The organism is Telluria sp. AIW5 (assembly GCF_056680575.1).
The window spans coordinates 4,473,008-4,487,074 of sequence record NZ_CM155289.1 but is presented as its reverse complement, the minus strand read 5'-3'; the positions used below and the strand labels follow the sequence as shown (position 1 = coordinate 4,487,074).

At 67.0% G+C, this 14,067-nt stretch carries 11 protein-coding genes; 9 read left to right on the top strand and 2 right to left on the bottom strand.

The genetic code is table 11. From position 1 onward, the window contains the following. Window positions 1-145: 145 nt before the first annotated feature. From AC1MEM_RS19800 to AC1MEM_RS19790, 3 genes are all read left to right on the top strand, one after another. Entirely contained in the window at window positions 146-3,307 is a 3,162-nt protein-coding gene (locus tag AC1MEM_RS19800) for an EAL domain-containing protein (RefSeq protein WP_499473409.1), read from the top strand. Beyond that, window positions 3,267-5,594 (top strand): xanthine dehydrogenase family protein molybdopterin-binding subunit, encoded by a 2,328-nt coding sequence (locus tag AC1MEM_RS19795; protein WP_499473407.1) that lies wholly within the window; start codon window positions 3,267-3,269, stop codon window positions 5,592-5,594. The genes AC1MEM_RS19800 and AC1MEM_RS19795 overlap by 41 nt, the downstream gene beginning before the upstream one ends. A gap of 272 nt (window positions 5,595-5,866) precedes the next feature. Further along, window positions 5,867-6,133, top strand: a complete 267-nt coding sequence (locus tag AC1MEM_RS19790; RefSeq protein WP_499473405.1) for a WGxxGxxG family protein — start codon at window positions 5,867-5,869, stop codon at window positions 6,131-6,133. A gap of 242 nt (window positions 6,134-6,375) precedes the next feature. Here the strand turns inward: AC1MEM_RS19790 and AC1MEM_RS19785 are convergent, their stop codons facing one another. After that, window positions 6,376-6,801, bottom strand: a complete 426-nt coding sequence (locus tag AC1MEM_RS19785; protein ID WP_499473403.1) for a thioredoxin family protein — start codon at window positions 6,799-6,801, stop codon at window positions 6,376-6,378. A gap of 79 nt (window positions 6,802-6,880) precedes the next feature. Here AC1MEM_RS19785 and tsaB point away from each other — a divergent pair, with 79 nt between their 5' ends. Genes tsaB through AC1MEM_RS19765 form a run of 4 tightly spaced genes read left to right on the top strand, consistent with a single transcriptional unit; the run spans window position 6,881 to window position 9,951 of the window. After that, a complete protein-coding gene (tsaB, locus tag AC1MEM_RS19780) occupies window positions 6,881-7,597 on the top strand; it encodes a tRNA (adenosine(37)-N6)-threonylcarbamoyltransferase complex dimerization subunit type 1 TsaB (RefSeq protein ID WP_499473401.1) in 717 nt (238 codons plus the stop codon). Beyond that, the gene (gene rimI / locus AC1MEM_RS19775) at window positions 7,594-8,070 is read left to right on the top strand and encodes a ribosomal protein S18-alanine N-acetyltransferase (protein WP_499473399.1); all 477 of its coding nucleotides are present in this window, start codon (window positions 7,594-7,596) and stop codon (window positions 8,068-8,070) included. Before tsaB ends, rimI begins: the two co-directional genes overlap by 4 nt. Beyond that, a complete protein-coding gene (locus AC1MEM_RS19770) occupies window positions 8,067-9,002 on the top strand; it encodes a uracil-DNA glycosylase (RefSeq protein WP_499473397.1) in 936 nt (311 codons plus the stop codon). The genes rimI and AC1MEM_RS19770 overlap by 4 nt, the downstream gene beginning before the upstream one ends. Beyond that, the gene (locus tag AC1MEM_RS19765; RefSeq protein ID WP_499473395.1) at window positions 8,968-9,951 is read left to right on the top strand and encodes a DUF1853 family protein; all 984 of its coding nucleotides are present in this window, start codon (window positions 8,968-8,970) and stop codon (window positions 9,949-9,951) included. The genes AC1MEM_RS19770 and AC1MEM_RS19765 overlap by 35 nt, the downstream gene beginning before the upstream one ends. 123 nt (window positions 9,952-10,074) lie before the next feature. On the opposite strand, the gene lplT is transcribed toward AC1MEM_RS19765, so the two are convergent. Continuing rightward, window positions 10,075-11,337, bottom strand: coding sequence for a lysophospholipid transporter LplT (gene lplT, locus AC1MEM_RS19760; protein ID WP_499473393.1), 1,263 nt, complete (start codon window positions 11,335-11,337; stop codon window positions 10,075-10,077). A 161-nt stretch (window positions 11,338-11,498) separates the two neighbouring features. Here lplT and alr point away from each other — a divergent pair, with 161 nt between their 5' ends. Further along, window positions 11,499-12,608, top strand: a complete 1,110-nt coding sequence (gene alr / locus AC1MEM_RS19755) for an alanine racemase (protein ID WP_499473391.1) — start codon at window positions 11,499-11,501, stop codon at window positions 12,606-12,608. Then, on the top strand, window positions 12,601-13,980 hold the full coding sequence (gene radA / locus AC1MEM_RS19750) for a DNA repair protein RadA (protein ID WP_499473389.1): 1,380 nt from the start codon (window positions 12,601-12,603) through the stop codon (window positions 13,978-13,980). Before alr ends, radA begins: the two co-directional genes overlap by 8 nt. Window positions 13,981-14,067 lie beyond the last annotated feature (87 nt).

Below are 14,067 nucleotides of genomic sequence, written 5' to 3'. Positions count from 1 at the left end.
CGCGCCTGTGGCAACCGCCGGTTTCCGGCGCCGCAGGCCAGCCTGATCTGGTGGCTTACGGCAATATTTACATGCATAATCCCTGGCGTGAGCATCTTCCCGACCCAGGCCGGCGACCCCGGCGCCAACCATTGCGGCCACGACCATGCCACCGATTGATCCGAGCCGATTGACGTCGAGAATAAGCCGGCTCTACACCAGGTCGGTGTACGGCGCCATGCTGATGGTCGTCGTCGGCGGCCTCGTCATTCCCGCGCTGCTGGCCAGCTACTTCCTGCTCGTGGTGCAGGAGCGCCGCAACACGGCCGCCGAACTCAACGAAACCCTGCAGCGCAATGCCGAGATCCTCGCGCTGGGCGTGCAGGAATCGCTCTGGAACATGAATGCCGGCGCCGCGCGCTCGCTGGTCGACTCCGTGATGCGCGACCCGTCGGTGGTACGGATCCAGGTGCGAGGCCAGGGCGACACCGGTTTCATCGACGTGCGCGCGCCCGAGCGGGCCCGGGGCCATGTGTTGCGCGCCGAGCGCCAGATCGTGATGCAGGGCGAGCGCATCGGCGACCTGACGATCGAGATGGACGACCTGCGCGCCGGGCAGGAGCTGCACCGCAAGCAGCGCAACTACGCGCTGGTGCTGGCGGTCCAGGTCACAGTGTCGCTGCTGCTCATCCTCGCCTTCCTGCGGCGCCGCCTGCAGGCGCCGCTGCGCACCCTGGCCGGTTTTTCCGACCGTCTCTCGCGCGGCGACTTCGATACGCCGCTGCGGCTCGACGTCGAGGGCGAACTGGGACGCCTCGGCATCCAGATGGAACGCATGCGCGTGGCGATCCGCACCCTGTTCGAAGACGTGGCGCGGCGCGAGGAGCAGTTCCGCACCATCGTCACCCAGGTGCCCGGCGCCGTCTTCCGGGCCCATCCGGGCGGCACGATCGATTTCGTCAGCGACGCCATCGAAGACATCTGCGGCTATCCGGCGGCGCAGGTCATCCGTGGCGGCACCGGACTCTGGACCGGCCTGATCCGCGAGGAGGACCGCCAGCGGCAGAGCCAGTTGATGCGCGATGCGCTTGCTTCCGGACGCAGCTACGAGGCCGAATACCGGATTGTCGATGTCCACGGGGTCGAGCACTGGGTGCTCGAGAGCGGACAGCCGCAGGGGCGGGAAGGCGAGAGCGCGGTCTGGGTCGACGGGATCATCTCCGACATCAGCGAGCGCAAACACAATGAGATGCGCATCGGCGCGCTGCTCGCCGAGCAGGGCGCGATCCTCGACAACGTCATGTTCGGCGTCGTCTTCACGCGGGAGCGGCGCATCGTGTCGGTGAACCGGCGCAGCGAGCAGCTCTTCGGCTACCCGGAGGGCAGCATGCTCGGCCTGCCGGCGTCGGTCCTGTTCGTGAATGCGGGCGAACGTGCCCGGGCCGAGGGCGAATTCTTCCCGCGCCTGGCGCGCGGCGAAGATGCCAGCCACGAGCGCCAGTTCCGGCGCCGCGACGGCAGCTTGCTGTGGTGCCTGGTGAGCGGCAGCGCGATCGATGCCGGCCGGCCCGAGGCGGGCAATGTCTGGGTCTTCGCCGACATCTCCGAGCGCAAGCAGAACGAGGAAAAACTGCGCTTGTCCGCCACCGTCCTCGAGCACATCGCCGACGGCGTGATGGTGGTCGACGTGCTTGGCACGATCGTCACCGTCAATCCCGCCTTCACCCACATTACCGGCCACGATGCCCGGGATGTCATCGGCAAGTCCTGGAGCGTGACGCGCACCACGGGCCAGGACCAGGACATCTTCTGGACGATGTGGCGCCAGCTGAGCGACACCGGCTTCTGGCGCGGCGAGCTGTGGAGCACGCGCAAGGACGGCGAGACCTTCCTCGAGTGGCTCACCGTGTCGACGGTGCGCGGCGACGACGGCCGCGTCACCCATTACGTGGGCGTCTTCAGCGACATCACCCGCCTGAAGGAATCGCAGGAGAAGCTCGACTACCTGGCGCACCACGATCCGCTGACCGGCCTGCCGAACCGCCTGCTGTTCCAGGACCGCCTGCTGCATGCGATCGGCCGCGCCGCGCGGGAAAGCCAGCAGCTGGCCGTCGTGTTCATCGACCTCGATCGCTTCAAGAACGTCAACGACACGCTCGGCCACCACGTCGGCGACGAACTTCTCAAGCACGTGGCACAAGCGCTCGGTGCGCGCCTGCGCGAGGGCGACACGCTGGCACGCCTGGGCGGCGACGAATTCATTGTCCTGCTCGAGGACGTCGACGGCAGCTACGGCGCCGGCCAGGTGGCATCGAAAATGATGGCCCTGTTCGAGCAGCCTTTCACCGTCGCCGGCCACGAGCTGTTCCTCACCGGCTCGATCGGCATCAGCCTGTTCCCGGGCGATGGCGAGGACGCGAACCTGCTGGTACGGAACGCCGACGTCGCCATGTACCAGGCCAAGTCGCGCGGCAGGAACGGCTACCAGTTCTATGCACCGGCCATGGATGGCGAAGGCGTCGAGCGCCTGCGCATGGAAGCGCTGCTGCGGCGCGCGATCGACCGCCAGGAGATTTTTCTCCATTATCAGCCGCAGGTCGACATCGAGACCCGCCGCCTGATCGGGGTCGAGGCGCTGGTGCGCTGGCATAATCCGGAACTCGGCCACGTCAGCCCGGTGCGTTTCATTCCGATGGCCGAGGACACCGGTTTCATCAACCAGATCGGCGAATGGGTGCTGGTCGAGGCCTGCCGCCAGATGGTGCGCTGGGACGAGGCGGGATTGATCGTTCCGAAGATGGCGGTCAACCTGTCGGTGCGCCAGGTCGAGCGCGGAACGATGGCGCCGCTGGTATCGCACACCCTGGCCGCGACCAGGCTGGCGCCCCACCGGCTGCAGCTGGAAGTGACGGAGTCGGTGATCATGAATACCGGCGACGCGCTGGCTTTCGTGCACGAACTGCATGCCATTGGCGTGGGGCTTGCCATCGACGATTTCGGCACCGGCTATTCGTCGCTGGCCTACCTGAAGCAGCTGCCGGTGGACGTACTGAAGATCGACCGCAGCTTCATCAAGGACATTGCCCTCGATGCGAACGACGAGGCGATCGCGATCGCGATCATCCAGCTCGGAAAAAGCATGAACCTCTCGGTCATCGCCGAGGGGGTGGAAAACGAAGAACAGGCGGCATTCCTGCTGCGTCACGGCTGCACGCGCGCACAGGGTTACCTGTACGGCCGGCCGGCGGCGCCGGACGAGCTGCTCGACACATGGGGAAACGGGAATAATGAGAGACACGAACACGGCGGCCGCGAAGTCGGCACCTGAGCCGGTACCAGAAGGGGCAATCGCCAAACGGCGCGCGCGCCGGCGCTTCCTGCTCGGCGGCCTGGTGGCCGGCGGCGCGCTGCTGGTCGGCTGGGGCACGCGCCCGCCGCGCCAGCGCCTGCACACGAGCGAACCGCTGCCGGTGACGAATGGCGCGGTCGCCCTGAACGGCTGGATCGCGATCGCGCCCGACGGCACGGTCTCGGTCGTGGTGCCGCGCAGCGAAATGGGGCAGGGCGTGCACACGGCGCTGCCAATGCTGGTGGCCGAGGAGCTCGACGTGCCGCTGCATGGCGTCGCAATCGCCCAGGCGCCGATCGACAAGATCTTCGGCAACCTGGCCGTGCTGCGCGAGAACCTGCCCTTCCATCCCGACGATCGCGGCAACGTGAAGGACGGCACCCAATGGGTGCTGGCGAAAATCGGGCGCGAACTGGGCATCATGTTCACCGGCGGCTCGACCAGCGTGAAGGATGCCTGGCAGCCGATGCGGGAAGCGGGCGCCGTGGCGCGCGCGATGCTGGTCAAGGCGGCAAGCGAAGACTGGAAGGCGCCGGTCCGCGACCTGCGCACCGAGGATGGCTTCGTGATCCACAAGGATGGCCGGCGCGCCTCCTACGCCAGCCTGGCCGCGCGCGCGGCGCAAGTCGGCGCCGGGATCGATGCCGGCGACGTGCGCCTGAAGGATCCGCGCGCGTTCCGCCTGATCGGCAAACCCGTACCGCGCCGCGACAGCCCGGCCAAAGTCGATGGCAGCGCGCGCTTCGGCATCGACGCGCGCCCGGCCGGCATGCTGTACGCGGCCGTGAAGATGGCGCCCGTGGTCGGCGCGAGCGTGGCCTCGTTCGACGCGGTGGCCGTGAAATCCATGCCGGGCGTGGTCGGCGTGGCCGACGTCTCGGCCTCGCTCGGGCCCTATGCCGGCGCCGGGGCCGGGGTCGCCGTGATCGCGAAGAGCTGGTGGCAGGCGAAGACCGCCGCGGCCGCGCTCCACGTGACCTGGAACGAGGAAGCGGGCAAGGGGCTGTCTTCGGAGGGCATCTTCAAGGGCTTTGCCGATGCCCTCGACAACGAATCCGGTTTTGCCTATTACGAAAGCGGCATCCGCGATGTGGCGGGCATCGCGAAAACGGTGACGGCCGAATACCGCGCGCCTTTCCTGGCGCATGCGACGATGGAACCGGTGAACTGCACCGCCCAGGTCGCAAACGGCAAGGTCCACCTCTGGGCCTCGACCCAGGTGCCGAGCATCGCGGTCGACGTCGCGGCGAAAGTCGCGGGCGTGGCGAGGGAAAGCGTGACGATCGAGGTGATGCTGCTGGGCGGCGGCTTCGGGCGCCGGCTGGAAGGCGACATGGTGGCGCAGGCCGTGGCCGTGGCCATGGCCGCGGGCGGGAAACCCGTGCAGCTGATCTGGACGCGCGAAGACGACACCACCCACGACGTCTACCGTCCCGCCGCCCTGGCGCGCTTCACGGCCAGCCTCGATGCAAAAGGAAAGCTGCTGGCCTGGGACAACAAGTCGGCCAGCGGCGCGATCGGCCACCAGTACTTCCCGCGCAACCTCGGCCTGCCGGGCATGGGGCCGGACAAGACGACGGCCGAGGGCGAGTACGACATGCAGTACGAAATCCCGAACCAGCGCATCGCCCACGTGATCGTCGACAGCGCGGTGCCGCTCGGCTACTGGCGCTCGGTCGGCCACTCGCACAATGCCTTCTTCAAGGAGGGATTCCTGGACGAAGTCGCGCATGCGGCGGGCCAGGACGGCGTGGCCTATCGGCGCGCGTTATTGAAAGGGCACCCGCGCCACCTGGCGGTACTCGACGCGGCGCTGGCGAAGGCCGGCGCGCCGGCCGCGGGCCGTGCCCATGGCGTGGCCCTGCACCAGTCTTTTGGCAGCATCGTCGCCGAGGTGGCCGAGGTCTCGGTCGAAGGCACGGAGATCCGCGTGCACCGCGTCGTCTGCGCGATCGATTGCGGCATCGTGGTCAACCCCAACATCGTGGCCCAGCAGATGGAGTCGGCGGTCGTGTTCGGGCTGTCGGCGGCGCTCGGCGGCGAGATCACGCTCAAGGATGGCCGCGTGCAGCAGTCGAATTTCGGCGACTATCCGGTGCTGCGCATGGGCCAGGCGCCGCTGGTGGAAACCGTGATCGTGCCGAGCGCGGAGCCGCCGGAGGGCGTGGGCGAGCCGGGCGTGCCCCCGGTGGCGCCTGCCGTGGCGGCGGCTGTATTCAAGCTGACGGGGAAGCGGCTGCGCAGCCTGCCGCTGCGGCTGGCCTGAGTAGCCGGGCAGGTAAATAGTGACGGCACTGGGTAATAAGGACGGCGCTGGGTAATAAGGAAGAGCGGAATGCCGGTGTATTTATTCGGATGCTTCGCGGGTAAAAAAATGAACGAAGCCCGGTTATTTCCGAAAGGCTAGCGAACGCAGCCGTCTTGGCATCTTGACTATACTGGCCTCGCAAGTGAAGCACATCATCCTGCGACCATGAGTTGCGCGATATTCTCGCTCTACCTTAATTAAAACCGATCTTTATAACCCAGGAGTGGAATATGAAAAAACTTAATACCATTGCAGGCACCGCCGTTCTCGCCATCTCGATGGCCGCCGCTTTCTCGCTGCCGGCCCAGGCGCAAAACACGGCCACCACCGATCCCGCCGCCACCAGTACGACGACCACGCAAACGGTCCCGGTGCGCGAAAAAGAAGACCATGACTACGGCTGGATCGGCCTGCTGGGCCTGGCTGGCCTGCTCGGCCTGCGCCGCAAGAAAGAAGAACATATTCATCGCACGACCACCACGACCACGCCGCGTTAATAGTCGCGAAAAGGAAATCGTGGCCGCTTTCCGCTGATAACGCGCTCGCACGCGATATCCCGGAAGCGGGGCGGTAATAAAGAAAAGCCGGGCGTCGCCAATGCATATTGGCGCTGCCCGGCTTTTCTTTATTTCGATAAATGTTTTTATGCCTGAGATAATCCGGAAGGGATGATCGGGGCCGGCATCGTTTATTCGGCACCGCTATCAATTCGCGCGCCTGCCTGTATTTCCGGTTATCCTCAACCGGCCTGGCGCAGCAGGGTCTGCAAATTGCAGTCGCGCTGCCAGTCGCGCCGTTCCTGGCTCGACTGGGCCAGGCGCACCAGTTCCTCGGGGGGCAGTTCGGCCTGGGCCTGCACCAGGCGCTCCGCCAGCAGCGCGTCGGGCAGCATGGTGCCGAAGAAGGCCACCGTGTCGCCCCGCTGCAGCAGCAGGGTCGGGAAATTGTCGACGTCGAGGTCGCCGACGACGTCGGCCTGGTCTTCGATGTCGATCCAGACGAAGGTTTTGTCCGGGTGGCGCGCCGCCAGGCTCTCGAAGGCGGCGCGGTAGCCGCCGCAGGTGCCGCACCAGGCGGCGCACAGGCAGGCGACGATCCAGCGGCCGCCGCCGATCGAGGCGGCGAGCTGGTCGCGGTTGGTGGTATCCAGGGTCAGGGAATGCATGGGCGGATTCTACCCCGGCGCGCCGATCCCGGCCAAGGACGCCATGGCCGGGGCCGGGCGCGGCGGGTTAAAATAGCGCATGCCTATCATCCTTGCCATCGAAACCTCGTCCGAACTCGCTTCCTGCGCGCTGCTGTCCGGCGACACCACCCTGTCGCGCGAATCCGGCGGCGTGCGCACCCATTCGCAATCCGTGCTGCCGATGGTGCAGGAACTGCTGGCGCAAGCGCAGGTGCGCCTGAACGAGGTCGATGCCATCGCCTTCGGCGCCGGGCCGGGATCGTTCACGGGCGTGCGCACCGCCTGCGGCGTGGCCCAGGGCCTGGCCTTCGGCGCCGACCTGCCGGTGCTGCCGCTGGTGACGCTCGAGGCGATGGCCGAGGCCTGCCGCGCCGCCCACGGCGCGACCGAGGTGCTGGCCGTGCTCGACGCGCGCATGAACGAAGTCTATTGGGCGCAATACCGTTTCGAGGGCAGCTGGCAGGTCGTGGTGGAACCTGTTCTCTCGGGTCCCGAGGCGGTCGAGCCGCTGGCGGCCGATGGGCTCAAAGCCTGCGGCAACGGCTTCGCGGCCTATCCCGACGCCTTTGCCGGCAAACCGTTCGCCGCGCAGGCCGACGCGTCCATCGTGCCGCACGCGCGCGACCTCGCCCGCATCGGCGCGGCCGCGCTGGCGACGGGGCAGGCCGTGCCGGCCGCGCAGGCCCAGCCGCTCTACCTGCGCAACAAGGTCGCCTACACCAGCGCCGAGCGCCAGGTGATCAATGCGGCCAAGGCCGCGGGGGCGAAGCCATGATGGCTGCCGCTGCCTGCCCTGCGGCCGGCCTCGCGCTGGTGCCGATGACGCTGGACGATGTCGACGAGGTCCACGCGCTCGAATGCAGCGTATTTCCCCATCCGTGGAGCCGCACCAACTTCAGCGATTCCGTCCAGGCCGGCTACGACGCCTGGCTGCTGCGCGACCCGGCCGGCGAGCTGGCGGGCTATTTTCTCCTGATGTACGCACTCGACGAAGCGCACCTGCTCGACGTGGCCGTCGCCGGCAAACGCCATGGCACGGGCCTGGGACGCCACCTGCTCGATACCCTGTGCGCACGGGCAAAGGAGATGGGCGCCGAATCGGTGCTGCTCGAAGTGCGCCCGTCGAACGAACGCGCGCTGGCCGTGTACCGGCGCTATGGCTTTGTCGAGATCGGACGGCGCAAGGGCTATTATCCGGCCCATGAGGGCAAGCGCGAGGACGCCATCGTGATGAGGCATGCGGTATGAACCTGAACGAACGCGACGAAGTCTTCCTGGCCGAGATGGGCATCACGCCGCTATGGCGCTTGCGCAGCGTGCCGGCGCAGCCGGAGGGAGGGCAAGAGGCTGCCCAGCCGGACCAGGTGCAGGCAGAGGCGCCTGCCGTGGTCCCGGCGGTGCCGGCGCCCCGCGCCCCAGCGCCCGCGATCATCCCGCCGCCGCCGCGCGACCCGGCCTGGGGCGAGATTCCGAGGACGACCGCGCCGCCACCGCCGGCCTGGACGCCTCCGGCTCCCGCGCCCGTCGAAGAAGAGCAGGGCGACAGTCTTGAGGCGATTGCCGCCATGGACTGGGACGAGCTGCGCACCGCGATCGCCCGCTGCACCCGCTGCGGCGACTGCACGGGCCGTAAACCCGGCCGTAAACCCGTGTACGGCGCCGGCGCGATGCAGGCGCGCTGGCTGGTCGCCGCCGGCGCCACCAGCGCCGCCGACGAACAGGCCGGCACGCCGCTGGCGGGCGAGGCCGGCAAGCTGCTGGACAACATGCTCGCCGCCGTCGACCTGGCGCGCGGGCAGGATGTTTACGTCACCAGCCTGGTCAAGTGCCGCCCAAGCTCCGCCAACGGTGGCGACCGCGCCCCCACGGCCGACGAAGCGGCGGCCTGCCGTCCCTTCCTCGAGCGCGAACTGGCACTGACCGGCGCCGGCGTCGTGCTGACCCTCGGCCAGATCGCCGCCAACGGCCTGCTCGGCCAGCCCTTGCAGGAGCCGCTGGCGGGCACCCGCGGCAAGGCGCACACGCTGGGCAAGGCCGCGCTGGTGGCGACCCTGCATCCGGGCGAACTGCTGCGCCGCGGCGGCGACAAGGCGCTGGCCTGGGCCGACCTGTGCCGCGCGCGCGCCCTCGATGGGCAAGCTTTCGATGAGCGAGCTTCGGATGCAGGACGGCGCCGCTAGCTACCAGGCCGCCTTCCACCGCCGCTGGGGACACCTGCGGCGGGCCCGGGTGCGCGCGCTGGCCTGGCTGCTCGACTCCCCCGACCTGCTCGACGCCGGCGCGCCGCACTGGCAGGGCCGGATCGCCTCGACCGGCCCGGTGACGCCTGAAGTCGAGCGCTGGCTGCGCGAGCTCGACCACGACCCGGCGCCGCTCGACGCCGCCCTCGGTCCGCGCGTCTACACGCGCCTCGGCCTGTATGCCGAAAAGCTGATGGCCTTCTATTTCCAGGAGCAGGGACGGCTGGTGGCCCACGGCCTGCAGATCCGCGCGAACCGCAACGACACGGTCGGCGAGTTCGACTTCCTGCTGGAGTCCGGTCCCGACGCCCTCGAACACATCGAATTCGCCACCAAGTTCTACCTGCTGCAGGGAAAAGCCGGGCAGGAGTTCGATGCCCTGGTCGGACCGAACCTGGCCGACAGCCTGGGCGCGAAGATGCGCAAGATCTTCGGGCGCCAGCTGGAATTGGGGTCCCATCCCGCAGCCCAGCCGCTGCTGCCGCATCCCGTGACTTCGGCGCGCGCGCTGGTCAAGGGCTGGCTGTTCTATCCCGCCGGCAGCTGGCCCGCGATGAGCGGCATCACCGCCGGCCACTGCCGCGGCTTCTGGTGCGCGCTGGGCGAACTCGATACGCTCGGCGCCGACGCCTTTCTGATCCTGCCGAAGCTGCAATGGCTGGCGCCGTTCCGGGCGGGGCAGGCGGAGTGGCTCCTGAATCGGGCCCAGTTGCATGCGGAGCTGGAAGCGCAGTTCGAGACGAATGCCTCGCCGGTGCTGGTGGCCGTGGTGCGCGCGGCGCCGGGCCTGGTGGAAGAGGTCGAGCGCGGATTCATCGTCCCGAACGACTGGCGCGAGCGGGCCGAAGCGCGCAGCGCCAACGACAATATGCGAAATATTGTTTGGTAAAACTTAGTATACTGCAAACAAAATTTGCATGGCAGGCAGTCGTGTAACGTAGGGTGGGCACTCGTGCCCACGCGTTACGCACGCCCCCGCCAGCCGATAACGACGCCGCGGGGCAAGCACGTTTCAGTGCTTGTGCTCCCCAATCAGCGCCAGCGAATCATGCTGCGCCTGGTTACGCTGATGCAGCCGCATGATCATGAAGGTCACCCCCGCGATCGACAGCCCGAACATCACGATGATCACGTTCAGGTCGAGGTTCAGCGTGATCATGATCGCGTACAGCGCCAGCATGGTCAGGATCGACAGGTTCTCGTTGAAGTTCTGCACGGCGATCGAGTGGCCCGCGCTCATGAGCACGTGGCCGCGGTGCTGCAGCAGCGCGTTCATCGGCACCACGAAGAAGCCCGACAGGAAGCCGATCAGGGCCAGCAGCGGGTAGGCGATGATGACGTTATGGACAAACACCATGATCGTCACGACCAGGCCCATCAGGATGCCCATCGGAATCACGGTCAGGGACTTCCTCAGCGGGACGATCTGGGCCGCCAGCGCGGCGCCGATCGCCACGCCGATCGCGACCACGCCGATCAGGCTGGTGGCTTTATCCAGCGGCATGTGCAGCGAGCGCTCGGCCCACTTCAGCACGATCAGCTGCAAGGTGGCACCCGCGCCCCAGAACAGGGTGGTGACGGCCAGCGAGATCTGGCCCAGCTTGTCCTTCCAGAGCGTGGCCGAGCAGTTCGCGAAGTCCGAAATCAGCGTGGCCGGATTGCGTTCCTGGTGTTCGTAGCGCGCGCCGGTTTCCGGGATGCGCAGGTTGAACAGCGCCGCTGCCAGGTAGATCACGACCACGACCGCCATCGCCGCCTCGCTCGTGGTGTCGATACCGGTATCGATCAGCGGGAAGTCGAAGCCCAGCAGCAGGGCCGAGCCCTTGGCGCTGACCAGGGCGCCGCCCAGCACGGTACCGAAGATGATCGAGAGAACGGTCAGGCCCTCGATCCAGCCATTCGCGGCCACGAGTTTTTCGGGCGGCAGCAGTTCGGTCAGGATGCCGTATTTCGCCGGCGAATACACGGCCGCGCCGAAGCCGACGACGGCGTAGGCCACCAGCGGGTGCACGGTCAGGAACATCAGCGCGCAGCCGAAAACCTTGATCAGGTTCGCGATGAACATGACGCGGCCCTTGGGAAGCGAATCGGCGAAGGCGCCGACGAAGGCGGCGAGCAGCACGTAGAACAGGACGAATGAAAGCTTGAGCAGCGGGGTGAGGGACGCCGGGGCGTGCATCGACACCAGCACGTCAATGGCTACAAACAGCAGCGCATTGTCTGCCAGCGACGAGAAAAACTGCGCCGCCATGATGGTATAGAAACCACGATTCATTCGAGTGAGTCAGAAAACAAGAGTGGGTTGCTTTATACCATGAAAGAACGGCAAGCCAAAGAAACGGACGGGCAAAGGTCGGGCAAAACACGGGCAAAATACGGGCCAGTCCGGTAAAATATCCGCTTTCGCCCGACCGGCTTTTTCGCCCAAATACCTCCATGCCACGCCCGCTCTGCGCCACCATCCATCTCGATTCGATGCAGCATAACCTTGCCCGCGCGCGCAGTTGCGCCCCGGAGGCGAAAGTCTGGGCCGTCGTCAAGGCGAATGCTTATGGCCATGGCCTCGAGCGCGGCATGAAGGGCTTCGCATTGGCAGACGGCCTGGCGCTGATCGAAACCGAGAACGCGCTGCGCCTGCGCGAACTCGGCTGGATCAAGCCGATCCTGCTGTTGGAAGGCATTTTCGACGCAACCGACGTGCCGCTGCTGGCAGAACACAATATCAACAGCACGGTCCACTCGATCGAGCAGATCAAGATGCTCGAGTACACCCAGCTCTACCGCCCGATCGACGTCCACCTCAAAATGAATACCGGGATGAACCGTCTCGGCTTCAGGCCCGAAGAATACGCGGCCGCCTATAAACGGCTGCGCGCGATTCCGGGCGTGCGCAACATCACCCTGATGACCCATTTCGCCAACGCCGACGAGCTCGAACATCCGCGCCTGGCCATTGCCGACCAGGTCCAGCGTTTCCGCGCCGGTTCGGAAGGGCTGGAGGGCGAGCGCAGCCTGTCCAATTCGGGCGGGGTGCTGCACCAGGCGGAGCTGCAATCGGCGCTGCAGAACGACTGGGTCCGTCCCGGCATCATGCTGTATGGCGGCACGCCCGGCGGCGGGCGCACGGCGCAGGATTACGGCCTGCGCCCGACGATGACGCTCACCTCGGAGATCATCGCGATCCAGAACCTGGTGGCGGGCGACACCGTCGGCTACGGCAGCCGTTTCGAGGCGAGCGGCCCGATGCAGGTCGGCGTGGTCGCCTGCGGTTATGCCGACGGCTACCCGCGCCACGCGCCGCACGGCACGCCGGTGATCGTCGACGGCGTGCGCACCAGCGTGGTGGGACGCGTCTCGATGGACATGATGACGGTCGACCTGACCCCGATCCGGAACGCCCGCGTCGGCAGCCAGGTTACCCTCTGGGGCGATGGCCTGCCGATCGACGAGGTGGCGGCAAGCGCCGGCACCATCGGCTATGAATTGATGTGCGCACTCGCCGCGCGCGTGCGCATCACGGAAGGACGTCTGGGTACCCATGGCTAAGGCAAAAACACAGTTCGTCTGCAGCGAATGCGGCAGCGTCACGAGCCGCTGGACCGGCCAGTGCGCCGATTGCAAGGCCTGGAACACGATGGTCGAGCAGACGGTGGAGACGGGCGGCGTGAACCGCATGTCGCAGGCGGTGAACCACAAGGCACTGGCGCAGACCGCGCCGGTGCTGTCGCTCGCCGACATCGACGCCGTCGACGTGCCGCGCTTCGGCACCGGCATCGAGGAATTCGACCGCGTGCTGGGCGGCGGCCTGGTCGCGGGCGGCGTGGTGCTGATCGGCGGCGACCCGGGCATCGGCAAGTCGACCCTGCTGCTGCAGGCGCTGGCCAACCTGGCCGCGACGCGCAGCACCTTATATGTGAGCGGCGAGGAATCCGGCGCCCAGATCGCGCTGCGCGCGCGCCGCCTGCAGGTGGAGGCGAAAGACCTCAAATTGCAGGCCGAGATCCAGCTCGAGAAAATCCTCGGTACGCTGGCCGATTTGAAGCCGGAAGTGGCGGTGATCGACTCGATCCAGACCCTGTATTCGGACGCGCTCACCGCGGCGCCGGGTTCGGTGTCGCAGGTGCGCGAATGCGCGGCGCAACTCACCCGCGTCGCCAAGCAGACCGGCGTCACCATCATCCTCGTCGGCCACGTGACGAAAGAGGGCGCGTTGGCCGGTCCCCGCGTGCTGGAACACATCGTCGACACCGTGCTGTATTTCGAGGGCGATACGCAATCGAGCTTCCGCCTGGTGCGCGCCATTAAAAACCGCTTCGGCGCGGTGAACGAGCTGGGCGTGTTCGCGATGACGGAAAAGGGCTTGAAAGGGGTGTCGAACCCGTCGGCGCTGTTCCTGTCGCAGCACGACAACCAGGTGCCCGGTTCCTGCGTGATGGTGACCCAGGAGGGCACGCGGCCGCTGCTGGTGGAAATCCAGGCGCTGGTCGACGCCAGCCATCTGCCGAACGCGCGCAGGCTCTCTGTGGGTCTGGAACAAAATCGGCTGGCGATGCTGCTGGCCGTGCTGCACCGGCATGCCGGCATCGCCGCCTTCGACCAGGACGTGTTCATCAACGCCGTCGGCGGGGTCAAAATTGCCGAACCGGCAGCCGACCTGGCGGTGCTGCTGGCGATCAATTCCTCGATGCGCAACAAGGCGCTGCCGCGTGGTCTCGTGGTGTTCGGCGAGGTCGGCCTGGCCGGCGAGATCCGCCCGGCCCCGCGCGGCCAGGAACGCCTGAAGGAAGCGGCCAAGCTCGGCTTCTCGATCGCGCTGATCCCGAAGGGGAATATGCCGAAGCAAAAGATCGAGGGCATGAACATCATCGCGGTCGAGCGTATCGACCAGGCGTTTACCAAGCTGCGCGAGCTGGACTAATACGCGACCTGGGCTGCCAGGTTCAGCCATCTTGCATATAATTGCGCCTTGAATTGACCGACCAGGCGTACCGTGCAAGCAGATCAA

Coding starts and splice junctions, on each gene's coding strand:
- AC1MEM_RS19800 (WP_499473409.1), top strand. CDS start 146: ATGCCACCGATTGATCCGAGCCGATTGACGTCGAGAATAAGCCGGCTC.
- AC1MEM_RS19795 (WP_499473407.1), top strand. CDS start 3,267: ATGAGAGACACGAACACGGCGGCCGCGAAGTCGGCACCTGAGCCGGTA.
- AC1MEM_RS19790 (WP_499473405.1), top strand. CDS start 5,867: ATGAAAAAACTTAATACCATTGCAGGCACCGCCGTTCTCGCCATCTCG.
- AC1MEM_RS19785 (WP_499473403.1), bottom strand. CDS start 6,801: ATGCATTCCCTGACCCTGGATACCACCAACCGCGACCAGCTCGCCGCC.
- tsaB (WP_499473401.1), top strand. CDS start 6,881: ATGCCTATCATCCTTGCCATCGAAACCTCGTCCGAACTCGCTTCCTGC.
- rimI (WP_499473399.1), top strand. CDS start 7,594: ATGATGGCTGCCGCTGCCTGCCCTGCGGCCGGCCTCGCGCTGGTGCCG.
- AC1MEM_RS19770 (WP_499473397.1), top strand. CDS start 8,067: ATGAACCTGAACGAACGCGACGAAGTCTTCCTGGCCGAGATGGGCATC.
- AC1MEM_RS19765 (WP_499473395.1), top strand. CDS start 8,968: ATGAGCGAGCTTCGGATGCAGGACGGCGCCGCTAGCTACCAGGCCGCC.
- lplT (WP_499473393.1), bottom strand. CDS start 11,337: ATGAATCGTGGTTTCTATACCATCATGGCGGCGCAGTTTTTCTCGTCG.
- alr (WP_499473391.1), top strand. CDS start 11,499: ATGCCACGCCCGCTCTGCGCCACCATCCATCTCGATTCGATGCAGCAT.
- radA (WP_499473389.1), top strand. CDS start 12,601: ATGGCTAAGGCAAAAACACAGTTCGTCTGCAGCGAATGCGGCAGCGTC.